A 22,897-nucleotide genomic window follows, 5' to 3' on the forward strand; every position below is an offset into this window, starting at 1 on the left:
TGATAAGCGATTACCCATGACCACTCGTATCCTTACCGGTATCACCACCACGGGCACGCCGCACCTTGGCAACTATGCCGGTGCCATCCGCCCGGCGGTCCTCGCCAGCCAGCAGCCGGGCGTCGACTCGTTCTACTTCCTGGCCGACTACCATGCGCTGATCAAGTGCGACGACCCGCAGCGCATCCAGCGCTCGCGTCTGGAAATCGCCGCCACCTGGCTGGCCGGCGGCCTGGACCCGGAACGCGTGACCTTCTACCGCCAGTCCGACATTCCCGAGATCCCCGAGCTGACCTGGCTGCTGACCTGCGTGGCGGCCAAGGGCCTGCTCAATCGCGCGCATGCCTACAAGGCCTCGGTGGACAAGAACCTGGAAAGCGGCGAAGACCCGGATGCGGGCGTGAGCATGGGCCTGTACAGCTATCCGGTGCTGATGGCGGCGGACATCCTGATGTTCAATGCCAACAAGGTGCCGGTGGGGCGCGACCAGATCCAGCACGTGGAAATGGCCCGTGATATCGGGCAGCGCTTCAACCACCTGTTCGGCCAGGGCAAGGACTTCTTCGCCATGCCCGAGGCGCTGATCGAGGAAAGCGTGGCCACCTTGCCGGGCCTGGACGGTCGCAAGATGTCCAAGAGCTACGACAACACCATCCCGCTGTTCACCAGTGCCAAGGAGATGAAGGACGCGATCTCGCGCATCGTCACCGACTCGCGCGCGCCGGGCGAGGCCAAGGACCCGGACAACTCGCACCTGTTCACCCTGTTCCAGGCCTTTGCCACCGCCGAGCAAGCCGAAGCCTTCCGCAGCGAGCTGCTGCAGGGGCTGGGTTGGGGCGAAGCCAAGCAGCGCCTGTTCCAGCTGGTCGACGGCCAGTTGAGCGCGCCGCGCGAGCATTACCACCAGCTGATTTCCCGCCCGGCGGACCTGGAGGACATTCTTCTGGCCGGCGCGCAGAAGGCCCGCAGGATCGCCACGCCGTTTCTTGAGCAACTGCGCGAAGCAGTGGGCCTGCGCTCGTTCCGCAGCACGGTTCAGGTCAGCGGTGAAACCAGGAAGAAGGCGGTCAAGGCGGCACGCTTCGTGAGCTTCCGTGAAGAGGACGGCAGCTTCCGCTTCCGCCTCCTGGCAGCCGACGGCGAGCAGTTGCTGCTGTCGCGCAGCTTTGCCGATGGCAAGGCGGCCGGCGCGGTGAGCAAGCAGTTGCAACTGGGCCAGCCGCTGGATGTACGTGACGAAGGCCTGGGCTTCAGCCTGTGGCTGGAAGGCGAGTGCGTGGCCGACGGCCCGCAGTTCGCCGATGCCACGGCGCGCGATGCCGCCATCGAGAGCCTGCGCGCTGCCTTGCAGCCCCAGCAGGACTGACCGTCAATCGCAAGTCTGATTGCCATTACCCGGGGCCGTCGCTACAGTGACGGCCCGCTTTTGTTGCCTTGCTAACGAATTATGACGCCCCTAGAACGATATCAAGCAGATCTGAAACGTCCCGAATTCTTCCATGACGCGGCGCAGGAAACAGCGGTGCGTCACTTGCAGCGCCTGTACGACGACCTGGTCGCGGCGCACAACAGCAAGCCGGGTGTGTTCGGCAAGCTGTTCGGCAGGAAAGAGCAGGCGCCCGTCAAGGGCCTGTATTTCTGGGGTGGGGTAGGGCGCGGCAAGACCTACCTGGTCGATACGTTCTATGAGGCGCTGCCTTTCCCGCAGAAGGTGCGTACGCACTTCCACCGCTTCATGAAGCGCGTGCACGAGGAAATGAAGACCCTCAAGGGCGAGAAGAACCCGCTGACCATCATTGCCAAGCGGTTCTCCGACGAGGCGCGGGTGATCTGCTTCGACGAGTTCTTCGTGTCCGATATCACCGACGCGATGATCCTTGGCACCCTGATGGAGGAGCTGTTCAAGAACGGCGTGACCCTGGTGGCCACCTCCAACATCGTGCCGGACGGCCTGTACAAGGACGGCCTGCAGCGTGCGCGCTTCCTGCCGGCAATTGCCCTGATCAAGCAGAACACCGACATCGTCAACGTCGACAGCGGCGTGGACTATCGCCTGCGTCACCTGGAGCAGGCCGAGCTGTTCCACTTCCCGCTGAATGAAGCGGCCCACGAAAGCCTGCGCAAGAGCTTTCGCGCATTGACGCCGGAATGCACCCAGGCGGTGGAAAACGACGTGCTGATGATCGAGAACCGCGAGATCCGTGCGCTGCGTACCTGCGACGACGTGGCCTGGTTCGACTTCCGCGAACTGTGCGACGGCCCGCGCAGCCAGAACGACTACATCGAACTGGGCAAGATCTTCCATGCGGTGCTGCTCAGTGGCGTGGAGCAGATGGGCGTGGCCACCGACGATCTGGCGCGTCGCTTCATCAACATGGTCGACGAGTTCTACGACCGCAACGTCAAGCTGATCATCTCGGCTGAAGTGGAGCTCAAGGACCTGTACACCGGCGGGCGCCTGAGCTTCGAGTTCCAGCGTACCCTGAGCCGCTTGCTGGAGATGCAGTCCCACGAGTTCCTGTCGCGGGCACACAAGCCTTAAATCGCGTCACTGCTGTCGCGGCTCACGCCCGCTCCCACAGAGGTTTGCAGCGAACCTGTGGGGGCGGGCGTGACCCGCGATAGGCCCTCAGGCCTCCTGCATGAATTGCTGCCGATACTGGTTAGGCGACAGCTCCGTGTGCTGCCTGAACAATCGCGCAAAAAAGCTGGCGTCGTCATAGCCCACCTCGTAGCTGATGGTCTTGATGCTCTTGCGCGTCCCTGACAGCAAGCCCTTCGCCGTCTCGATCCGCAGCCGTTGCAGATAATGCAGCGGCTTGTCCCCCGTCGCACTCTGGAACCTGCGCATGAAGTTGCGGATGCTCATGCCATGGTTGCGTGCCACGTCCTCGAAACGGAACTTGTCGGCGAAGTGTTCCTCCAGCCACTGCTGGATCTGCAGGATGATCAGGTCCTGGTGCAGCTTCTGTCCGCCAAAGCCCATGCGCCCCGGGGTGTAGTTGCGTTGCACCTCGTAGAGGATGTCGCGGGCCACGGCCTGGGCCACGTTGGCCCCGCAGAAGCGCTCGATCAGGTAGATGTACAGGTCGCAGGCCGAGGTGGCGCCGCCGGCGCAATAGAGGTTGTCGGCATCGGTGAGGTGTTTGTCCTGGTTCAGCGACACCTTCGGGAAGCGTTCGGCGAACTGGCCGAAGAAGCGCCAGTAGGTGGTGGCCTCCTTGCCATCGAGCAGGCCGGCCTCGGCCAGCCAGAACACGCCGCTGGCCTCGCCGCACAGCACCGCGCCTCGGGCATGCTGCTCGCGCAGCCAGGGCAGTACCTGGGGGTAGCGCTGGCACAGGGCATCGAAGTCGTCCCAGAACGCCGGCAGGATGATTACGTCGGCCTGCTCGAGGCCGCTGTCCACCGGTAGCTGCACGCCGCTGAAGCTCTGCACGGGCAGCCCGTCGGGGCTCACGAGGCGGGTTTCGAACATCGGTTGCAGGCCCAGGCCCAGTTGCTTGCCATAGCGCAGGCTGGCCAGGTGGAAGAAATCCTTGGCCTGCATCAGGGTCGATGCGAATACCTTGTCGATGGCCAGGATGCTGACGCGCCGCAGCGATGCGGTAGGTTGGGTAAACATCATTGTCGTTATTCTTATAGGGTAGAGTGGTCAATCACCGGCTGGATCGTCTTATTTTTTGGCGATTGTGTCTACCCTCGGTTCCCGCAGCGGGCTGCGGGAACCGTTGCAGCGCTTTACGGGGCGGGGTTGGGCTGATCCTGGTGGATCGCATCGATGGCGGCCAGCAGCTCGTCACCGAGCTTCAGGCTGGCGCTTGCCAGGTTGCTGTCCAGTTGCGCCAGCGAGGTGGCGCCGATGATGTTGCTGGTCACGAACGGCTGCTGGGTCACGAAGGCCAGGGCCATCTGCGCCGGGTCCAGGCCGTGCTCGCGGGCCAGGGCCACATAACGGCTGCAGGCGGCGACGGTCTGCGGGTTGGAATAGCGCGAGAAGCGGTTGAACAGGGTCAGGCGGCCGTTTTCCGGGCGCGCGCCGTTCTCGTACTTGCCCGACAGCATGCCGAAGGCCAGCGGCGAGTAGGCCAGCAGGCCGCACTGCTCGCGGATGGCGATTTCCGCCAGGCCCACTTCGAAGCTGCGGTTGAGCAGGTTGTACGGGTTCTGGATCGAGACCGCACGGGGCCAGCCGCGGCTTTCGGCCAGTTGCAGGAACTTCATGGTGCCCCACGGGGTTTCGTTGGACAGGCCGATGTGGCGGATCTTGCCTGCCTTGACCTGCTCGTCGAGCACTTCGAGGGTTTCTTCCAGCGGCGTGAAGTGGTCCTGGGGCAGGTGCTGGTAGCCCAGCTTGCCGAAGAAGTTGGTGCTGCGCTCGGGCCAGTGCAGCTGGTACAGGTCGATCCAGTCGGTCTGCAGGCGCTTGAGGCTGGCGTCCAGGGCCGCCACGATGTGCTGGCGGTTGTGCTTGAGCTGGCCGTCGCGAATGTGGCTGATGCCGTTGCCGGGGCCGGCCACCTTGCTGGCCAGGATCCAGTCGGCGCGATCGCCGCGCTGGCTGAACCAGTTGCCGATGATCTGCTCGGTGGCCGAGTAGGTTTCCGGGCGCGGTGGCACCGGGTACATCTCCGCGGTATCGATGAAATTGATCCCGGCCGCCTTGGCCCGTTCGATCTGGGCGAAGCCCTCGGCCTGGTCGTTCTGCTCGCCCCAGGTCATGCTGCCCAGGCACAATGCACTCACGTTGAGGTCGGTGCGACCCAGCTGGCGATACTCCATGACGATCTCCACGGCAAAAGAAGCATAAAAGCAGGTTGATATTTTTTCTGCAATCTGGATAATTCTGCACCTCTCTCAGCAGTGGAAGTGATGCCCCGCCGCCGAAGAATCTTGCCGAGTATTGGACGTGCTGACCCGAGCCCCCGATAGCGTCCGTATCCGGCTGCCTTTGACCTTGTCAAAGTACGCACTATTCAGTAAGATCTGCCGTCTTAAAATTGCGGGACGGCCCCTGAGGCTATAAAGAATGAAAACTTTTACTGCTAAACCGGAAACAGTAAAACGCGACTGGTTCGTCGTTGACGCTGCTGGCAAGACCCTGGGTCGTCTGGCCACTGAGATCGCGAGCCGTCTGCGTGGCAAGCACAAGCCAGAATACACCCCTCACGTTGACACCGGCGACTACATCGTCGTGATCAATGCCGAGCAGGTACGTGTTACTGGTGCCAAGACTTCGGACAAAATGTACTACTCCCACTCCGGTTTCCCGGGCGGCATCAAGGAAATCAACTTCGAGAAGTTGATCGCCAAAGCGCCTGAGCGCGTGATCGAGACCGCGGTAAAGGGCATGCTGCCTAAAAACCCGCTGGGTCGCGACATGTACCGTAAGCTGAAAGTCTATGCGGGCGCTGTACACCCTCATACTGCTCAGCAGCCCCAAGAACTGAAGATTTAACGGAATAGTTCATTATGTCGGCGACTCAAAATTACGGCACTGGCCGTCGCAAGACTGCAACCGCACGCGTTTTCCTGCGTCCGGGTACTGGCAGCATCTCCATCAACAACCGCTCCCTCGAGACCTTCTTCGGTCGTGAAACCGCGCGCATGGTAGTTCGCCAGCCGCTGGAACTCACCGAAACCACCGAGAAGTTCGACATCTACGTCACCGTCATCGGTGGTGGTGTCAGCGGTCAAGCGGGCGCTATCCGTCACGGTATCACACGTGCACTGATGGACTACGACGAAACCCTGCGTGGCGCTCTGCGCAAAGCTGGCTTCGTTACCCGTGACGCTCGTGAAGTCGAGCGTAAGAAAGTGGGTCTGCGTAAAGCACGTAAGCGTCCTCAGTACTCCAAGCGTTAATTCGCTTCGGCGTTCAAAAAAAGCCCGGTTCCTGGTGGAACCGGGCTTTTTTTATGTCTTGAATAAAAGGGGCTGCCGACCCTGTGTGACAACTTGCCGCATAGACGCAGGTCAAGTGCTATAAGGGATACAGCCTTTATGCCGGGTAATAACCTTGTCTTCGATGGGTCTTTTCATTACCATGCGGCAAATTTTTAGCAGTTCGAAATTTATTTTTAGCAGTTCGAAATTTACTTAGTAGATGCCTGTTGCAACAGGCCACAAAGCTGATGGGAGAGGACTGAATGAGCAATGACGGCGTCAATGCAGGCCGGCGTCGCTTCCTGGTAGCAGCCACGTCCGTGGTGGGTGCTGCAGGAGCGGTGGGGGCTGCGGTCCCGTTCGTAGGGTCATGGTTTCCCAGTGCCAAGGCGAAAGCTGCCGGTGCACCGGTCAAGGTCAACATCGCCAAGGTGGAGCCCGGCCAGCAGATGATTGCTGAATGGCGCGGCCAACCCGTGTTCATCGTCCGCCGCACCGAGGAGATCCTGGGCAACCTGAAGAAGATCACCGGTGAGCTCTCCGACCCCGAGTCCAAGGCGTCGGAGCAGCCGGCCTACGTCGACCCGTCGAACCGCTCGATCAAGCCGGAAATCCTCGTGCTCGTCGGCCTGTGCACCCACCTGGGCTGCTCGCCGACCTTCCGTCCCGAAGTGGCGCCTGTCGACCTGGGTCCCAAGTGGGTGGGTGGCTATTTCTGCCCATGCCACGGCTCCCACTACGACCTCGCCGGCCGCGTCTACAAGTCCCAGCCAGCGCCGCTCAATCTGCCAGTGCCACCGCACTCGTACGAGTCGGATGACATCATCGTCGTCGGCGTCGATCAGGAGAACGCGTGATGAGTAAGTTCATGGACTGGGTTGACGCCCGCTTCCCCGCCACCAAGATGTGGGAAGATCACCTGAGCAAGTACTACGCACCGAAGAACTTCAACTTCTTCTATTTCTTCGGCTCCCTGGCCCTGCTGGTCCTGGTCAACCAGATCGTGACCGGCGTGTGGCTGACCATGAGCTTCACCCCTTCGGCCGAAGAGGCGTTCGCCTCGGTCGAATACATCATGCGTGACGTCGAATACGGCTGGATCCTGCGCTACCTGCACTCCACGGGTGCGTCGGCGTTCTTCATCGTGGTCTACCTGCACATGTTCCGTGGCCTGCTCTACGGCTCGTACCAGAAGCCACGCGAGTTGGTATGGCTGTTCGGCATGCTGATCTACCTGGCGCTGATGGCAGAGGCCTTCATGGGCTACCTGCTGCCCTGGGGCCAGATGTCGTACTGGGGTGCCCAGGTGATCATCTCGCTGTTCGGCGCCATCCCGGTCATCGGCGGCGACCTGACCCAGTGGATCCGTGGCGACTACCTGATCTCCGGCATTACCCTGAACCGCTTCTTCGCCCTGCACGTGGTGGCCCTGCCGATCGTGATTCTCGGCCTGGTGGTGCTGCACATCCTGGCGCTGCACGAAGTGGGTTCGAACAACCCGGATGGCGTGGACATCAAGAAGAAAAAGGACGAGAACGGCATTCCGCTGGACGGCATCCCGTTCCACCCGTACTACACCGTCAAGGATATCGTCGGCGTGGTGGTGTTCCTGTTCGTCTTCTGCATGATCGTGTTCTTCTTCCCGGAAATGGGCGGCTACTTCCTGGAGAAACCCAACTTCGAACAGGCCAACGCGTTCAAGACCCCGGAGCACATCGCCCCTGTGTGGTACTTCACGCCGTTCTACGCGATCCTGCGTGCGGTACCCGACAAGCTGCTGGGCGTGATCGCCATGGGTGCTGCGATCGCGGTGCTGTTCGTGCTGCCATGGCTGGACCGTAGCCCGGTCAAGTCGATGCGCTACAAGGGCTGGATGAGCAAGGCCTGGCTGTGGGTGTTCTGCATCTCCTTCGTGATCCTGGGCGTGCTCGGCGTGCTGGCGCCAACCCCGGGCCGCACCTTGCTGTCGCAGGTATGTACCTTCCTGTATTTCGCCTACTTCATTCTGATGCCGTTCTACACCAGGCTCGAGAAGACCAAACCGGTTCCGGAAAGGGTGACTGGCTGATGAAAAAGCTATTTGCAGTATTGCTCCTGGCAGTGATGCCTTCGCTGACCTTCGCCGCCGAACACGGCGTGGAACTGGACAAGGTCGACATCGACCTGACCGACAAGGCCGCCATGCAGGACGGCGCACGGACCTTTGCCAACTATTGCATGGGTTGCCACAGCGCCAAGTTCCAGCGTTACGAGCGTGTCGCCGATGACCTGGGCATCCCGCACGAGCTGATGCTCGAGAAGCTGGTGTTCACCGGCGCCAAGATCGGCGACCACATGAACATCGGCATGCAGCCGGCCGACGCCAAGGCCTGGTTCGGTGCGGCGCCGCCCGACCTGACCCTGGTGGCGCGGGTACGCGGCACCGATTGGCTGTACAGCTACCTGCGGGCCTTCTACGAGGACCCGTCACGCCCTTGGGGTGTGAACAACAAGGTCTTCCCCAACGTTGGCATGCCAAACGTGCTGGTGGGCCTGCAGGGGCGTCAGGTGGTCGGTTGCAAGCAGATCCAGACCGTGGTCGAGGGCAAGAAGCAGTTTGACCCGCTCACCGGTGCCCCGCTGACCCACGAAGCGTGCGATCAGCTGACCATCGTGCCGAAATCCGGTACCCTGACCGACGAGCAGTTCGACGAGAAGGTCAAGAACCTGGTGACCTTCCTGGCCTACTCGGCCAACCCGGTCAAGCTGCAGAGCCAGCGCATCGGCACCTACGTGCTGCTGTACCTGGCCTTCTTCTTCGTGTTCGCCTACCTGCTCAAGCGCGAATACTGGAAGGACGTGCACTGATCACAGGGTAAAATCTGTTAGTTTAACGCGCGCCCTGGGGTCCCTCTGCAGTATGGAGGGCCCCCAGGGCGCGTTTGCATTTGTAATTTCATAAGTTCAACACGCGAGGAGGACCCCCATGGGCGTGACCAATCGGTTAGCCTGCTACTCCGACCCCGCTGATCATTATTCTCATCGGGTGCGCATCGTTCTCGCCGAGAAAGGTGTCGGCGTCGAGATCATCAGTGTCGAAGCCGGGCGCCAGCCGCCCAAGCTGCTGGAAGCCAACCCGTATGGCAGCGTGCCGACCCTGGTTGATCGTGACCTGGCGTTGTATGAGTCGACCGTGGTGATGGAATACCTCGACGAGCGCTACCCGCACCCGCCGCTGTTGCCGGTCTACCCGGTGGCGCGTGCCAACAGCCGCCTGCTGATCCACCGTATCCAGCGTGACTGGTGTTCGCTGGTGGACCTGATTCTCGACCCGCGCAGCAAGGAGCCTGCCCGCGTGCAGGCGCGCAAGGAGCTGCGCGAGAGCCTTACCGGCGTTTCGCCGTTGTTCGCCGACAAGCCTTGTTTCCTGAGTGAGGAGCAAAGCCTGGTGGATTGTTGTCTATTGCCCATACTGTGGCGTTTGCCGGTATTGGGTATCGAACTGCCGCGGCCAGCCAAGCCGCTGCTCGATTACATGGAGCGTCAGTTTGCGCGGGAAGCCTTCAAGGCCAGCCTGTCCGCCGCTGAACGCGATATGCGTTAGGTTTTAAGGAGCCGTTGATGAACTCCAGTCGTCCGTATCTGGTGCGAGCCTTGTATGAGTGGATCGTGGACAACGATTGCACGCCGCACATGCTGGTCAATGCCGAGTACCCTGCGGTGCAGGTGCCTCAGGGCTTCGCCAGCGATGGCCAGATCGTTTTGAACGTGTCGCCCAATGCCGTGCGTCACTTGCACATGGATAACGAAGCCGTGAGCTTCGAGGGGCGTTTCGGTGGGGTTGCCCACACGCTGTACGTGCCTGCCGGCGCCATCCTGGGTATCTATGCCCGTGAGAATGGCCAGGGCATGGTGTTCGAGCTCGAGCCGCCCCTGATGGAGGATGACGACCTCGAGGACGAGGGCGTCGAGCCGGATGATGACGGCCCGCCGAGTGGCGGGCAGCCGCCGCGGCCAAGTGGGCGTCCGAGCCTGAAAGTGGTGAAATGAAAAAAGGCGACCTTGCGGGGTCGCCTTTTTTTTGGGCCTGTGTGCTTACAGGTCGGTGATGGTGCGCACCTGATCCTTGTTCACACGGGTGCGTTTGCCGTCGAGCTGCTGGAACTCGTAGAAGCCGGAGCTGCGTTCGAGTTTCGGCGCGTCGACCGCCTGGAACTCACGGCCATCATTGAGGGTGATCAGGCTTGGGGTGGAGCAGCCGGCCAGGGTGGCGAAGGTAGCGATCAGCAGGGTGGCGAACAGGCCGTTCTTCATGGGTATTCCTGTGGGGTGTCGGTGGGGGTTGCGGTGCGCCGGCGGCTTCACGCCCTTCACCGGTGAGGCCGGCGAAGGGCGTGAAGCCGCGGTCAGTCAATGTATTCGAACAGCTTGACGATCTTCTGCACACCCGACACGCCTTGCACCAGGTTGGTGGCCTGATTGGCTTCCTGCTGGGTCAGCAGGCCCAGCAGGTAGACGATGCCGTTCTCGGTCACCACCTTGATGCGCGAACCGGGGATGTTGCTGTCGGTCAGCATCTGGGCCTTGATCTTGGTGGTCAGCCAGGCGTCATTGTTGCGTGCCAGCAGCGAGGAGGGCGGCAGCACCTGAAGTTCGTTGTGCACCTTCTTGACCCGCTGCACCTGACCGGCGGTCTGCTCGGCCAGGCTCTTGAGGTCGGCGCGCGGGGTCTGCCCGGCCAGCAGCACGATGCCGTTGAAGCTGGTGACGACGATGTGCGAGTTCTTGTCCAGGTCCGGGCTGGCCTTGGCCACGTTCACCGCTACCTTGGTTTCGATCAGCGAGTCGTCGATCTTGCTGCCGAAGGTGCGAGTGCCGCGATCGTCCTCGATCGGGTTTTCGCGGCTGGCAGTAATCACCGAACTGCAGCCGGTGATGCTCAGGCACAGGGTCAGGGCCATCAGGCCAAGGCGATTAGGGGTCATTCTTCACTCCCGAACAATTGGCTGTCGATCAAGTCGCAAAGGCAGTGGATCGCCAGCAGGTGGACTTCCTGGATGCGTGCGGTGACGGTGGCCGGTACGCGAATCTCCACATCTTCGGGCAGCAGCAGCGAGGCCATGCCGCCGCCATCGCGTCCGGTCAGAGCTACGACAATCATTTCGCGATCATGTGCGGCCTGGATCGCCTGAATGATGTTCGCCGAGTTGCCGCTGGTGGAAATCGCCAGCAGCACGTCGCCCGGTTGGCCCAGGGCGCGGATCTGCTTGGAGAAGATCTCGTTGTAGCTGTAGTCGTTGGCGATCGAGGTAATGGTCGAGCTGTCGGTGGTCAGCGCGATGGCCGGCAGGCTCGGGCGCTCGCGCTCGAAGCGGTTGAGCAGTTCGGACGAGAAGTGCTGGGCATCGCCCGCCGAGCCGCCGTTGCCGCAGGCGAGCATCTTGCCCTCGTTGAGCAGCGCGTTGACCATCACCTGACTGGCTTGCTCGATGTGTGGTGCAAGGACTTCCATCGCCTGTTGCTTGGTGTTGATGCTGGCCTGGAATAGCTGGCGAATTCGGGATTGCATGTCCATCTGTGTGACCTTAAGTGGGGCGGCTGGTCGGGCGTGTCGCAACGTCTTGAAGACCCTGCGGCACATGACTGTGCAGCCCGCGAAACAAAGAGCAAAAAAGTTGAGTGGGTAACGGATGCATCAAGCGGGGCGGGTTCAACTGTCGAAAGCGTTCTTCAGCCAGTCGAGCGGTGTGCCCGAGTGGCCGCGGCCCTGCAGGGCAATCACGTCGAAACGACAGGGCTGGTTGGCCCAGCGCGCCTCCTGCTGCAGAAAATACTGGGCCGCTAGCACCAGTTTTTGCTGTTTGCGGGTATCGACGCTGGCCAGTGCTCCGCCAAAGCCCGCGTGCAGCCGGTAGCGGACTTCGACGAATACTACTGTATCGCCGTCAAGCATGACCAGATCAAGCTCGCCGCGTTTGCATCGCCAGTTCTGCGCCAGCAACTGCAGGCCCTGCGCCTGAAGGTAATGCAGGGCCTGCTGTTCGGCCGCGATACCCGCGGCCTGGCGAGAACCGTCGGGCATCAGCGCGGGGTGTCCGGCAGGCGCTTGACCTGACCGCCGGTGAACTCGGCCCATGGCAACTGGCGTTCGATGCGTTGGTTGGCGTTCATGCTCAGGCTGCCGGACAGGCCTTCGATACGGTTGTCCGGCAGTGCCTTGAGCTGGCCCAGGCGCGGCGCGAGGCTGTAGGCATCGGCACCCATCGCGTACAAGCGACCGATGCTGCCGGCCGCTTGCGGCCACTGGCGTACCACCTGCTGGCGCAGGCTGTTGCCGGTGTCGAGCAGCCACGGCGTTTCGCAGAAGCGAATGCCGTTCATGTCGTTGTACTCGTTGACGTTGCCGCTGGCGCTGTACACGTTGGAGGTGGCGTACACCGGTACGTCACCGGCGTACTGGAAGTTCAGTGTCGGCTTGATCTGCTGGGCCTGGGTCGGGGTTGCGGCCAGGAAGATGAAATCGATGTCCTGGCGACGCGATGGCTGTGCCGAGACACTGCCGCCCACGGTGCTCTGCAGGCTCTTGGCGCGGCCTTCGCTCTGGCGCAGCTGGAACAGGTCGGCGATCTGCTGGGCCAGGGCCACCGGCTGCGACACGTGGGCAGCGGCAATCAGGGTGCCGCCCTTGGCTTCCCAGTCCTGGCGGAAGGCCTTGAGTACGCGATCGCCCCATTCGCCGCTCGGCACCAGGGCCACGGCACGACGCATGCCGTCGGCCTGGGCGCGGCGCGAGACTTCGCGGGCTTCGTCTTCGGCGGCCAGGCCGAACTGGAACAGTTGCGCCGGGCCGGTCTGGCCGGCGTCGCTGTAGTTCAGTGCCAGGGTGGTGATCGGCAGTTGCGGGTAGGCGCTCATCTGCTTGACCAGGTTCTTCTCGAGCGGGCCTACCACCAGCTGGACACCGCTGGCCTGGGCCTTGCGGTAGAAGTCATCGAGCGAGGTCAGGCGCGAGCTGTCGAAGACTTCGACCGAAGGCGGCTTCTGGCCGGCCTGCTGGGCCTGGAAGTGCGCCGCCATGAAACCGTCGCGCAGGGCGCGGGCAACACCTGCCAGCGGGCCTTCCTGGGGCAGCAGCAGGGCGATCTTGGTCAGCGGCTGGCTGGCCAGTTCCTTGAGTTTGAGTAGGGGCTGTGGCAGTTGCACGGCGGCAGGGTGGCCGGCGTGCTGGTTGCGCCAGGCTTCGATGGCGGCCTGCTGCTGTTCGAGGGTGCCGGCGCTCTTGACGGCCAGGGCCAGGCTGGTCCAGCCGGCCATCACGTCGGTGCCGGTGCCTTGCAGTTGTTCGGTGGGCAGGGCGGCAACCAGGTTCCAGATGGCCTCGTGGTTGGCACTGGCGGCGGCGCCGCTGAGCAGGGGAGCCATGGCGACGCGCTGTTGCGCGGCATCCAGGGTCTGGCCATCGGCTTCCAGGGCGGCGGCGTGCACGCTGCGGGTGCGCACCTGAAGCTCGGGCGGCAGTTCGTCCAACCGGGCCAGGCTCGGGTGGCTCAGGGCGGTGAGGGCGGCCTTGGGCTGGTTGCGGCTCATCGCCAGCTCGGCGCCAAGGGTGCTGGCGAACACTTGCTGGGCCGGCTTGAGGGTGTCCAGTGGCACCAGCTCGAGGATCCGCGAGGCCCGTGCGAAGTCTTTCTGGTGGTAGGCCAGGTCAGCGGCGCTCAGGCGCAGCAGTGCAGCCTTTTCAGGTGTCTTGCTGGTGGCGGCCTGGTCGAGCAGTTGCTCGATGCTGGCATCCGGAGTGCGCGGCAGCTCACCCAGGCTGGACGAGGGCGAACTGGCGCAGGCTGCCAGCAGGGCAGCGAGGCAGAGGGCTGAGAGCAGCCGCAGGCAAGCGATCATGTAAAAATCCTGTTACTCGATCAAATTAACCTGCAATTGTACCCAAGCGCTGGCCGGGGCGCGATCTTGCTGGCGTTAATCCTTCAATATAGGTCGCCCTGCGCAGGCGTGCCGCCGCTGTGGGTAACGCATTGTTGCCGCGTTACGGGCTACAATGGCGCTTTGTTCTCTATTTACAGGTGTGTGCTGTGACCGATGCTCCAGGTGCTTCCAATTCCACTGCCGGCAAGCTTTTCGTGGTGGCTACGCCCATTGGCAACCTGGATGACATGAGCGCCCGGGCCTTGAAGGTACTGCGCGAGGCGGCGCTGATCGCGGCCGAGGACACGCGCCACTCGGTCCGCCTGCTGCAGCACTTCGGCATCAACACGCCGCTGGCCGCCTGTCACGAGCACAACGAGCGCGACGAGGGCAGCCGCTTCATCACGCGCCTGCTGGCCGGCGACGATGTGGCGTTGATCTCCGATGCCGGTACGCCGCTGATCTCTGACCCGGGCTACCACCTGGTGCGCCAGGCGCGAGCGGCGGGCATCGATGTGGTGCCGGTACCGGGCGCCTGCGCACTGATCGCGGCGTTGTCGGCGGCGGGCCTGCCGTCCGACCGGTTCATCTTCGAGGGTTTTCTGCCGGCCAAGGCGGTAGGTCGCCGCGCGCGCCTGAGCCAGGTCAAGGAAGAACCCCGTACGCTGATTTTCTATGAGGCGCCGCACCGCATTCTGGAGTGTCTGCAGGACATGGAGGCGGTGTTTGGCGGCGAACGGCCGGCGTTGCTGGCTCGTGAGCTGACCAAGACCTTCGAGACCCTGAAGGGGCTGCCCCTGGCCGAGCTGCGCGCGTTTGTCGAAAACGACAGCAATCAGCAGCGTGGGGAGTGCGTGGTGCTGGTGGCGGGCTGGACCGCCCCGGAGAACGAAGAGGCCGTGAGCAGCGAAGTGATGCGCGTGCTTGATCTTCTGCTGGCAGAGATGCCGCTCAAGCGTGCAGCAGCCCTGGCGGCGGAAATTACCGGGGTGCGGAAGAATGTTTTGTATCAAATAGCGTTGGAAAAACAGAAAGACCACTAATGTCATAGTGATATTATTTGTTTTATCGCTTGTTCTCGGGGCCCGCTGCCGTTAACCTTTGCGGCGGAGAGTCGATTGGACAGTCGCTGCCTTCTTTTGTTCCGCAAAAGAGGGGGGAGGAAAGTCCGGGCTCCATAGGGCGGAGTGCCAGGTAATGCCTGGGGGGCGTGAGCCTACGGAAAGTGCCACAGAAAATAACCGCCTAAGCACTTCGGTGCCGGTAAGGGTGAAAAGGTGCGGTAAGAGCGCACCGCACGGCTGGCAACAGTCCGTGGCTAGGTAAACCCCACTCGGAGCAAGACCAAATAGGGTTCCATATGGCGCGGCCCGCGTTGGAACCGGGTAGGTTGCTAAAGGCGTCCAGTGATGGCCGTCGTAGAGGAATGACTGTCCTCGACAGAACCCGGCTTACAGATCGACTCTCCACCTTTTCCCTTCCTGCTTGATTCGATAGCAGATGTGTTCTGGTAATACCAAAAAAATCTTACTCTTCATAAATCACTTTAACTTTGCACTCTATCCGTTTGAGTGAATTTGCCTTTCCCCGTCAAAACCCCTCTCGATTCTCCTCTTTGTATCGCCTTGTTGCTCTAAATCGCCGATCTGTAAGGGTTTTCCTTATAAGCGCGCCTTGACGGTGTGGTGGGCGGATTCCTATAGTGTGCGCAAGTGGCGGAAAGTGGCATGAAGTGGGTTTTCAGACACAAAAAAGCTAACATTTAGGGAAGTGCAGCCGTGTTTCGCGGAGCCAACGCAATCAACCTCGACGCAAAAGGCCGTCTCGCAATGCCGAGCCGGTACCGTGACGAGCTCGATTCGCGCAGTTCCGGGCAGTTGATCGTGACGATCGACGCGGTTGACCCCTGCTTGTGCGTGTATCCGCTGGATGAGTGGGAACTGATCGAAGCCAAGCTGCGTGCCTTGCCGTCGTTACGCGAAGAGAACCGTCGCCTGCAGCGTCTGCTGATCGGCAATGCGGTGGATCTGGAGCTCGACGGCAGTGGGCGTTTCCTGGTGCCACCGCGTCTGCGCGAGTACGCCAAGCTGGACAAGCGGGCGATGCTGGTGGGGCAACTGAACAAATTCCAACTGTGGGACGAGGACGCCTGGAACGCTGTTGCTGCAGCTGACCTGGTGGCCATTCAACAACCGGGCGCGATGCCTGATGAACTGCGTGATCTGATCCTGTGACTATAGATAGTGGCTTCAAACACATCACCGTACTGCTTGACGAAGCCGTCGAGGCTCTCGCCGTACGCGCCGATGGCTGCTATCTGGATGGCACCTTCGGGCGTGGCGGGCACAGCCGGCTGATTCTCCAGCACCTGGGGCCGCAGGGTCGGCTGCTGGGGTTCGACAAGGACCCACAAGCGATTGCCACCGGGCAAGCGCTGGCGGCCGAAGACGGCCGCTTTGTCATTGTGCAGCGCAGTTTCGCCGAGCTGGGCGCCGAAGTCGCCGAGCGGGGCCTGTCCGGCAAGGTCAATGGCATCCTGCTCGACCTGGGCGTGTCCTCGCCGCAGCTCGATGACCCCGAGCGCGGCTTCAGTTTCATGAACGACGGCCCGCTGGACATGCGCATGGACCCGAGTCGTGGTGTCAGCGCAGCCGAGTTCATCGCCACCGCGCCGGCCGAAGAAATCGCCCGCGTGTTCAAGGAGTACGGCGAAGAGCGTTTCGCCAAGCGCATGGCCAACGCCGTGGTCGCCCGTCGCGAGCAGCAACCCTTTACCCGTACCGCCGACCTCGCCGAAGTGCTCAAGGTCGCCAACCCCGCGTGGGAAAAGGGCAAGAACCCCGCCACCCGTGCTTTCCAGGGGCTGCGCATTCACGTCAACAACGAGCTGGGCGACCTCGAAGCCGGGCTCGAGGCTGCCCTCGACACGCTCGAGATCGGTGGCCGTCTGGTGGTCATCAGCTTCCATTCGCTGGAAGACCGCATCGTCAAGCTGTTCATGCGCAAGCTGGCCAAGGGAGAGGCCGACAACCTGCCGCGCAACCTGCCGGTACAACACAAGCCCTTCGAGCCCAAGATCAAGGTCCATGGCAAGGCGCAGTTCGCCTCCGAGGCCGAGCTCAAGGCCAACCCGCGCTCGCGTAGCGCGGTCATGCGTGTGGCGGAGAAGCTGCGTTGAGCAGGCTTTTCGCCAAGCCCTTGCCAGGCGGCAGCTTCCTGATGCTGCTGCTGTTCATTGGCGTGCTCGTTTCGTCGGTGGCGGTGTCCTACAGTGCGCACTGGAACCGCCAGTTGCTCAATACCCTGTACGGCGAGCTCAACGAACGCGACAAGGCGCAGGCCGAGTGGGGCCGGTTGATTCTGGAACAGAGCACCTGGACCGCCCACAGCCGCATCGAGAATCTGGCCAGCGAACAGCTGCACATGCGCATTCCCGCCGCTGACGAAGTACGGATGGTGGCGCCATGATGAAACTTGAAGGCGCACTCTACCCGTGGCGGTTCCGCGTTGTGGTCGGCCTGCTGGTGATCATGGTGGGGGCCATTGCCTGGCGTATCGTCGACCTGCAGGTGGTCGACCGCGACTTCCTCAAGGGGCAGGGCGATGCCCGCAGCCTGCGTCACATTCCGATTCCTGCGCACCGCGGGCTGATCACCGACCGCAACGGCGAGCCGCTGGCCGTGAGTACGCCGGTTACCACCCTGTGGGCCAACCCCAAGGAGATGCAGGCTGCCAAGGACCGCTGGCCGGCGCTTGCCGCCGCGCTCAAGCAGAACCCGCAGCAACTGGCCGAGCGCCTCGAACAGCAGGCCAACAAGGAATTCATCTACCTGGTCCGCGGCCTTACCCCGGAGCAGGGCCAGGTGGTGCTCGACCTCAAGGTGCCCGGCGTGTATGGCATCGAAGAGTTCCGCCGCTTCTATCCAGCCGGCGATGTCGCTGCGCACATGGTCGGGTTCACCGACCTCGACGATCACGGTCGCGAGGGGGTGGAGCTCGCCTACGACGAGTGGCTGGCCGGGGTGCCCGGCAAGCGGCAGGTGATCAAGGACCGGCGCGGCCGGCTGATCAAGGACGTACAGGTCACCAAGAACGCCAAGGCCGGCAAGACCTTGGCGTTGTCCATCGACCTGCGTCTGCAGTACCTGGCCACCCGCGAACTGCGTAACGCGATTGCCGAACAGGAAGCCAAGGCCGGTAGCCTGGTGATCATGGATGTGAAGACCGGCGAAGTGCTGGCCATGGTCAACCAGCCCACCTACAACCCCAACAACCGCCGCAGCATGTTCCCGGCGGCGATGCGCAACCGTGCCATCATCGACGTGTTCGAGCCGGGCTCCACGGTCAAGCCTTTCTCCATGAGCGCCGCCCTGCAAAGTGGGCGCTGGAAGCCGACCGACAAGGTCGAGGTCTATCCGGGCACCCTGCAGCTGGGCCGCTACACCATTCGTGACGTGTCCAGGAGCGAAGGCCCGATCCTCGACCTGACCGGCATCCTGATCAACTCCAGTAACGTGGGCATGAGCAAGATCGCCTTCGATATCGGTGGCGAATCCATCTACCGCGTGATGTCGCAACTGGGCCTGGGCCAGTACACCGGCCTGGGCTTCCCGGGCGAGCGTGTCGGCAACCTGCCCAACCACCGCGAGTGGCGCAAGGCCGAGACCGCGACCCTGTCCTACGGCTACGGCCTGTCGGTGACCGCGTTGCAGCTGGTGCATGCCTACGCCGCGCTGGCCAACAACGGCAAGATGGTACCGCTGAGCATTCTCAAGGTGGACAAGACCCCGGAAGCCACCCAGGTGGTGCCCGAGGATACCGCCAAGACCATCCAGGGCATGCTGCAGCAGGTCATCGAAGCGCCACGTGGCGTGTTCCGTGCGCAGGTGCCTTCCTATCACGTGGGCGGCAAGTCGGGTACGGCCCGTAAGGCCACGGTCGGTTCCAAGGGCTACACCGAGAACGCCTACCGCTCGCTGTTCACCGGCTTCGGCCCGATGAGCGATCCGCGCTATGCCATCGTGGTGGTGATCGACGAGCCGAGCAAGGGTGGCTACTTCGGCGGCCTGGTATCGGCGCCGGTATTCAGCAAGGTCATGTCCGGCACCCTGCGACTGATGAACGTGCCGCCAGACAACCTGCCGGCTCCTACTCCACAGCAGCAGGCCGGTGCTGCGCCCGCCAAGGGAGGGCGCGGTTGATGTCGATGCCATTGAGTAAGCTGTTTGCCCTGAGCGGCAACAACGACCCGTTGATCCGCGAACTGACCCTGGACAGCCGCAAGGTCCGTGCCGGGGACTTGTTCCTGGCGGTGCCGGGTGCGCGTGTCGACGGGCGCGAGCATATTGCCGATGCGCTCAAGCGCGGCGCGGCAGCCGTGGCCTATGAAGTGCAGAACACCACCGTGCTGCCGATCACCGATGTGCCGATGATTCCGGTCAAGGGCCTGATTGCCCAGCTGTCGGATATCGCGGGGCGCTTCTATGGCGAGCCGAGCCGCCAGCTCGAGCTGATCGGCGTGACTGGCACCAACGGCAAGACCAGCGTCACCCAGCTGGTGGCCCAGGCGCTCGACCTGCTGGGCCAGCACTGCGGCCTGATCGGCACCCTGGGTACCGGTTTCTACGGCCAGCTGCAAAGTGGCCGGCTGACCACGCCAGATCCGATTGCCGTGCAGTCGACCCTGGGCGACCTGAAGAAGGCTGGCGCCAAGGCCGTGGCCATGGAAGTGTCCTCCCATGCGCTGGAACAGGGCCGGGTAGCGGCACTGGCCTTCGACATCGTGGTAATGACCAACCTGTCACGCGATCACCTGGACTACCACGGCAGCATGGAGGCTTACCAGGCCGCCAAGGCGCGCCTGTTCGCCTGGCCCGACCTGCGTTCGCGGGTGGTCAATCTGGACGATGCCTTCGGGCGTGAGCTGGCGGCGCAGAAGGGTGATTCGCGTCTGATCAGCTACAGCCTCGTCGACCCTGCCGCCTCGCTGTACTGCCGCGAAGCGAAGTTCGACGACGATGGCGTGCGTGCGGTGCTGGTAACGGCACAGGGCGAGCATATGCTGCGCAGCCGCCTGCTCGGGCGCTTCAACCTCAGCAACATGCTGGCCGCGGTCGGCACGCTGATGGCGATGGATCATCCGCTGGACGAAATTCTCAAGGTCACGCCGCAGCTCGAAGGCCCCGTAGGGCGCATGCAGCGCCTGGGCGGTGGCAGCAAGCCGTTGGTGGTGGTCGATTACGCCCACACCCCCGATGCCCTGGAAAAGGTCCTCGAAGCCCTGCGTCCCCATGCGCAAGGCAAGCTGCTGTGCCTGTTCGGCTGCGGCGGCGACCGCGATCGCGGCAAGCGCCCGCTGATGGCCGAAGTGGCCGAGCGCCTGGCCGACCGCGTGCTGGTCACCGACGACAACCCGCGCAGCGAGGCGCCCCAGCAGATTTTCGACGATATCCGCCCAGGCTTCGCCCGGGGTGAAAGCGTCGAGTTCATCGCCGGCCGTGGCCCGGCGATTGCGCACCTGATTGCCACCGCCGCTGCCGACGACGTCATCGTGCTGGCGGGCAAGGGGCACGAGGATTACCAGGAGATCAACGGCGAGCGCCATGACTTCTCCGACCTGGTCGAGGCCGAGAGAGCCCTAGCAGCCTGGGAGGCCCCGAATGCTTGAGTCAATGTCCCTCAGCCAGTTGGTAGCGCCGCTGCAGGGCCGCCTGCATGGCCAGGATGCAACCTTCGATGGCGTCAGCATCGACAGCCGCGCGATCACCCCTGGCCAGTTGTTCGTCGCCCTGGCCGGGCCGCGTTTCGACGGTCACGATTACCTGGACGAAGTGGCAGCCAAGGGCGCCGTCGCGGCGCTGGTGCAGCACGAAGTGCCGGGCAGCAGCCTGCCGCAACTGGTGGTTGCCGATACCCGCCTGGGCCTGGGCCAGTTGGGGGCGCTCAATCGCGCCGCCTTCGACAAGCCGGTTGCCGCAATCACTGGCTCCAGTGGCAAGACCACGGTCAAGGAGATGCTGGCCAGCATCCTGCGCACCCGCGGGCCGGTACTGGCCACCCGTGGCAACCTCAACAACGACTTCGGCGCACCGCTGACCCTGCTAGAACTGGCCCCGCACCATACGGCGGCGGTCATCGAGCTGGGCGCCTCGCGCATCGGCGAAATCGCCTACACCGTCGGCCTGACCCGGCCGCAGGTGGTGATCATCAACAACGCCGGTACCGCTCATGTGGGTGAGTTCGGCGGGCCGGAGAAAATCGTCGAAGCCAAGGGCGAGATCCTCGAAGGCCTGGGCCAGGATGGCGTGGCGGTATTGAACCTGGATGACAAGGCGTTCGGCATCTGGAAACAGCGCGCCGGCCATCACCCTGTGATCACTTTCGCCCTGGCCAATGCCGACGCAGATTTTAATGCCACCGACATTCGTCACGACGAACGGGGCTGCCCCGGTTTCGAATTGCGCAGCCCGCTGGGCAACGCCCGCGTCCAGCTCAACCTGCTGGGCACTCACAATGTCAGCAACGCCCTGGCCGCCGCGGCTGCCGCACAGGCTTTCGGCGTGACACTGGAAGGCATCGTCGAGGGTCTTGACGCGGTGCAGCCGGTCAAGGGCCGCACCGTGGTGCACATGGCGCCCACCGGTGTGCGCGTGATCGACGACAGTTACAACGCAAACCCCACCTCCATGTGCGCTGCCGTTGATATACTCGCCGGCTTTTCCGGGCGTACCGTCCTGGTGCTCGGGGATATCGGCGAATTGGGCCAGTGGGCCGAGGAAGGGCATCGGCAGGTCGGCGCATACGCCAGGGGCAAGGTTGCAGCACTTTATGCCGTGGGCCCGATGATGGCCGAAGCGGTCAAGGCATTTGGCACCGGGGCCCATCATTTCGCCACTCAAGCTGACTTGATCGACGCCGTTCGCGTCGAGCAGGCCAACAACACCACCATTTTGATCAAGGGTTCGCGCAGCGCTGCGATGGAAAACGTCGTGGCGGCCTTGTGCGGTTCCAGCGGGGAGAAACATTAATGCTGCTGCTGCTGGCTGAGTATCTGCAACAGTTCTACAAAGGCTTCGCGGTCTTTCAGTACCTGACCCTGCGCGGGATTCTGGGTGTACTGACCGCGTTGTCGCTGGCCCTGTGGTTGGGCCCCTGGATGATTCGTACCCTGCAGATTCGCCAGATCGGTCAAGCCGTGCGCAATGACGGCCCGCAATCGCACCTCTCCAAGTCCGGCACCCCGACCATGGGCGGTGCGCTGATTCTGTCCGCCATCGGCGTGAGCACGCTGCTGTGGGCCGACCTTACCAACCGTTATGTGTGGGTGGTGCTGATCGTCACCCTGCTGTTCGGCGCCATCGGCTGGGTCGACGACTACCGCAAGGTGATCGAGAAGAACTCGCGTGGCCTGCCAAGCCGCTGGAAGTACTTCTGGCAATCGGTGTTCGGCCTGGGCGCGGCGATCTTCCTGTACATGACCGCGCCCACCAGCGTGGAAACCACCCTGATCGTGCCGATGCTCAAGGATGTCACCATCCCGCTGGGCATCGGCTTCGTGGTGCTGACCTATTTCGTCATCGTGGGTTCGAGCAACGCGGTCAACCTGACCGACGGCCTGGACGGCCTGGCGATCATGCCGACGGTGATGGTCGGTGGTGCGCTGGGTATCTTCTGCTACCTGTCGGGCAACGTGAAGTTCGCCGAATACCTGCTGATCCCCTACGTGCCGGGCGCCGGCGAGCTGATCGTGTTCTGCGGCGCGCTGATCGGCGCGGGCCTGGGCTTTCTGTGGTTCAACACCTACCCGGCGCAGGTGTTCATGGGTGACGTCGGCGCCCTGGCACTGGGTGCCGCGTTGGGCACCATTGCCGTGATCGTGCGTCAGGAGATCGTGCTGTTCATCATGGGCGGCGTGTTCGTGATGGAGACCCTGTCGGTGGTGATCCAGGTGGCTTCCTTCAAGCTGACCGGCAAGCGCGTGTTTCGCATGGCACCGATCCACCACCACTTTGAACTCAAGGGTTGGCCCGAGCCTCGGGTGATCGTCCGCTTCTGGATCATCACCGTGATTCTCGTGCTGTTCGGCCTTGCCACCCTGAAACTGAGGTAGAAACGA

24 protein-coding genes and 1 other RNA gene are annotated in these 22,897 nt (G+C 62.8%); 18 read left to right on the plus strand and 7 right to left on the minus strand.

Going from position 1 to position 22,897, the window contains the following annotated elements:
- The first annotated feature begins 16 nt into the window (after window positions 1–16).
- Window positions 17–1,366 (plus strand): tryptophan--tRNA ligase, encoded by a 1,350-nt coding sequence (locus tag DN387_RS00740; RefSeq protein WP_043862042.1) that lies wholly within the window; start codon window positions 17–19, stop codon window positions 1,364–1,366.
- Window positions 1,367–1,447: 81 nt separating this feature from the next.
- Window positions 1,448–2,542: a cell division protein ZapE gene (gene zapE, locus DN387_RS00745; RefSeq protein ID WP_043862043.1), complete on the plus strand. Its 1,095-nt coding sequence runs from the start codon at window positions 1,448–1,450 to the stop codon at window positions 2,540–2,542.
- An 87-nt stretch (window positions 2,543–2,629) separates the two neighbouring features.
- Here the strand turns inward: zapE and DN387_RS00750 are convergent, their stop codons facing one another.
- Window positions 2,630–3,526: a GlxA family transcriptional regulator gene (locus DN387_RS00750; protein WP_167400212.1), complete on the minus strand. Its 897-nt coding sequence runs from the start codon at window positions 3,524–3,526 to the stop codon at window positions 2,630–2,632.
- A gap of 215 nt (window positions 3,527–3,741) precedes the next feature.
- Window positions 3,742–4,782: an NADP(H)-dependent aldo-keto reductase gene (locus DN387_RS00755; protein ID WP_043862044.1), complete on the minus strand. Its 1,041-nt coding sequence runs from the start codon at window positions 4,780–4,782 to the stop codon at window positions 3,742–3,744.
- A 247-nt stretch (window positions 4,783–5,029) separates the two neighbouring features.
- Here DN387_RS00755 and rplM point away from each other — a divergent pair, with 247 nt between their 5' ends.
- From rplM to DN387_RS00790, 7 genes are all read left to right on the plus strand, one after another.
- Window positions 5,030–5,458 (plus strand): 50S ribosomal protein L13, encoded by a 429-nt coding sequence (gene rplM / locus DN387_RS00760; protein WP_043862045.1) that lies wholly within the window; start codon window positions 5,030–5,032, stop codon window positions 5,456–5,458.
- Window positions 5,459–5,472: 14 nt separating this feature from the next.
- On the plus strand, window positions 5,473–5,865 hold the full coding sequence (rpsI, locus tag DN387_RS00765; RefSeq protein WP_043862046.1) for a 30S ribosomal protein S9: 393 nt from the start codon (window positions 5,473–5,475) through the stop codon (window positions 5,863–5,865).
- A 284-nt stretch (window positions 5,866–6,149) separates the two neighbouring features.
- Complete coding sequence (gene petA / locus DN387_RS00770) at window positions 6,150–6,743, plus strand: ubiquinol-cytochrome c reductase iron-sulfur subunit (protein ID WP_043862047.1); 594 nt, start codon at window positions 6,150–6,152, stop codon at window positions 6,741–6,743.
- A complete protein-coding gene (locus DN387_RS00775) occupies window positions 6,743–7,954 on the plus strand; it encodes a cytochrome bc complex cytochrome b subunit (RefSeq protein WP_043862048.1) in 1,212 nt (403 codons plus the stop codon). Before petA ends, DN387_RS00775 begins: the two co-directional genes overlap by 1 nt.
- Window positions 7,954–8,733, plus strand: a complete 780-nt coding sequence (locus DN387_RS00780) for a cytochrome c1 (protein ID WP_043862049.1) — start codon at window positions 7,954–7,956, stop codon at window positions 8,731–8,733. The genes DN387_RS00775 and DN387_RS00780 overlap by 1 nt, the downstream gene beginning before the upstream one ends.
- Before the next feature lie 118 nt (window positions 8,734–8,851).
- Window positions 8,852–9,469: a glutathione S-transferase N-terminal domain-containing protein gene (locus tag DN387_RS00785; protein WP_043862050.1), complete on the plus strand. Its 618-nt coding sequence runs from the start codon at window positions 8,852–8,854 to the stop codon at window positions 9,467–9,469.
- A 17-nt stretch (window positions 9,470–9,486) separates the two neighbouring features.
- Window positions 9,487–9,915, plus strand: coding sequence for a ClpXP protease specificity-enhancing factor (locus DN387_RS00790; RefSeq protein WP_043862051.1), 429 nt, complete (start codon window positions 9,487–9,489; stop codon window positions 9,913–9,915).
- 45 nt (window positions 9,916–9,960) lie between these two features.
- Here the strand turns inward: DN387_RS00790 and DN387_RS00795 are convergent, their stop codons facing one another.
- The 5 genes from DN387_RS00795 to DN387_RS00815 form a co-directional block, all read right to left on the minus strand.
- Window positions 9,961–10,179 (minus strand): YgdI/YgdR family lipoprotein, encoded by a 219-nt coding sequence (locus DN387_RS00795; protein ID WP_043862052.1) that lies wholly within the window; start codon window positions 10,177–10,179, stop codon window positions 9,961–9,963.
- A gap of 92 nt (window positions 10,180–10,271) precedes the next feature.
- Window positions 10,272–10,850: a BON domain-containing protein gene (locus DN387_RS00800; protein WP_043862053.1), complete on the minus strand. Its 579-nt coding sequence runs from the start codon at window positions 10,848–10,850 to the stop codon at window positions 10,272–10,274.
- The gene (locus DN387_RS00805; protein ID WP_043862054.1) at window positions 10,847–11,440 is read right to left on the minus strand and encodes a phosphoheptose isomerase; all 594 of its coding nucleotides are present in this window, start codon (window positions 11,438–11,440) and stop codon (window positions 10,847–10,849) included. Before DN387_RS00805 ends, DN387_RS00800 begins: the two co-directional genes overlap by 4 nt.
- Before the next feature lie 135 nt (window positions 11,441–11,575).
- Complete coding sequence (locus tag DN387_RS00810; RefSeq protein WP_043862055.1) at window positions 11,576–11,947, minus strand: YraN family protein; 372 nt, start codon at window positions 11,945–11,947, stop codon at window positions 11,576–11,578.
- Window positions 11,947–13,761, minus strand: a complete 1,815-nt coding sequence (locus DN387_RS00815) for a penicillin-binding protein activator (RefSeq protein ID WP_054914840.1) — start codon at window positions 13,759–13,761, stop codon at window positions 11,947–11,949. The genes DN387_RS00810 and DN387_RS00815 overlap by 1 nt, the downstream gene beginning before the upstream one ends.
- 188 nt (window positions 13,762–13,949) lie before the next feature.
- Between DN387_RS00815 and rsmI the strand changes: the two genes are divergently transcribed.
- The 9 genes from rsmI to mraY all read left to right on the plus strand — a co-directional run bounded on the left by rsmI (window position 13,950) and on the right by mraY (window position 22,891).
- Window positions 13,950–14,825 (plus strand): 16S rRNA (cytidine(1402)-2'-O)-methyltransferase, encoded by an 876-nt coding sequence (gene rsmI / locus DN387_RS00820; RefSeq protein WP_043862057.1) that lies wholly within the window; start codon window positions 13,950–13,952, stop codon window positions 14,823–14,825.
- 67 nt (window positions 14,826–14,892) lie between these two features.
- An RNA gene (rnpB, locus tag DN387_RS00825) (RNase P RNA component class A) lies at window positions 14,893–15,252 on the plus strand.
- 308 nt (window positions 15,253–15,560) lie between these two features.
- Entirely contained in the window at window positions 15,561–16,016 is a 456-nt protein-coding gene (gene mraZ, locus DN387_RS00830; RefSeq protein ID WP_043862058.1) for a division/cell wall cluster transcriptional repressor MraZ, read from the plus strand.
- Between the two features lie 2 nt (window positions 16,017–16,018).
- Window positions 16,019–16,960, plus strand: a complete 942-nt coding sequence (gene rsmH, locus DN387_RS00835) for a 16S rRNA (cytosine(1402)-N(4))-methyltransferase RsmH (protein WP_088515589.1) — start codon at window positions 16,019–16,021, stop codon at window positions 16,958–16,960.
- Complete coding sequence (gene ftsL / locus DN387_RS00840; protein WP_043862060.1) at window positions 16,957–17,250, plus strand: cell division protein FtsL; 294 nt, start codon at window positions 16,957–16,959, stop codon at window positions 17,248–17,250. Before rsmH ends, ftsL begins: the two co-directional genes overlap by 4 nt.
- Window positions 17,250–18,983 (plus strand): penicillin-binding protein 2, encoded by a 1,734-nt coding sequence (locus tag DN387_RS00845; RefSeq protein ID WP_162484872.1) that lies wholly within the window; start codon window positions 17,250–17,252, stop codon window positions 18,981–18,983. Before ftsL ends, DN387_RS00845 begins: the two co-directional genes overlap by 1 nt.
- Window positions 18,983–20,449, plus strand: a complete 1,467-nt coding sequence (locus tag DN387_RS00850) for a UDP-N-acetylmuramoyl-L-alanyl-D-glutamate--2,6-diaminopimelate ligase (protein WP_043862062.1) — start codon at window positions 18,983–18,985, stop codon at window positions 20,447–20,449. Before DN387_RS00845 ends, DN387_RS00850 begins: the two co-directional genes overlap by 1 nt.
- Complete coding sequence (gene murF, locus DN387_RS00855) at window positions 20,442–21,809, plus strand: UDP-N-acetylmuramoyl-tripeptide--D-alanyl-D-alanine ligase (protein ID WP_054914839.1); 1,368 nt, start codon at window positions 20,442–20,444, stop codon at window positions 21,807–21,809. The genes DN387_RS00850 and murF overlap by 8 nt, the downstream gene beginning before the upstream one ends.
- Entirely contained in the window at window positions 21,809–22,891 is a 1,083-nt protein-coding gene (gene mraY / locus DN387_RS00860; protein WP_043862064.1) for a phospho-N-acetylmuramoyl-pentapeptide-transferase, read from the plus strand. The genes murF and mraY overlap by 1 nt, the downstream gene beginning before the upstream one ends.
- Window positions 22,892–22,897: the final 6 nt, after the last annotated feature.

It is taken from the genome of Pseudomonas sp. FBF18 (assembly GCF_024261405.1).
GTDB classification, from domain to species: domain Bacteria; phylum Pseudomonadota; class Gammaproteobacteria; order Pseudomonadales; family Pseudomonadaceae; genus Aquipseudomonas; species Aquipseudomonas palmensis.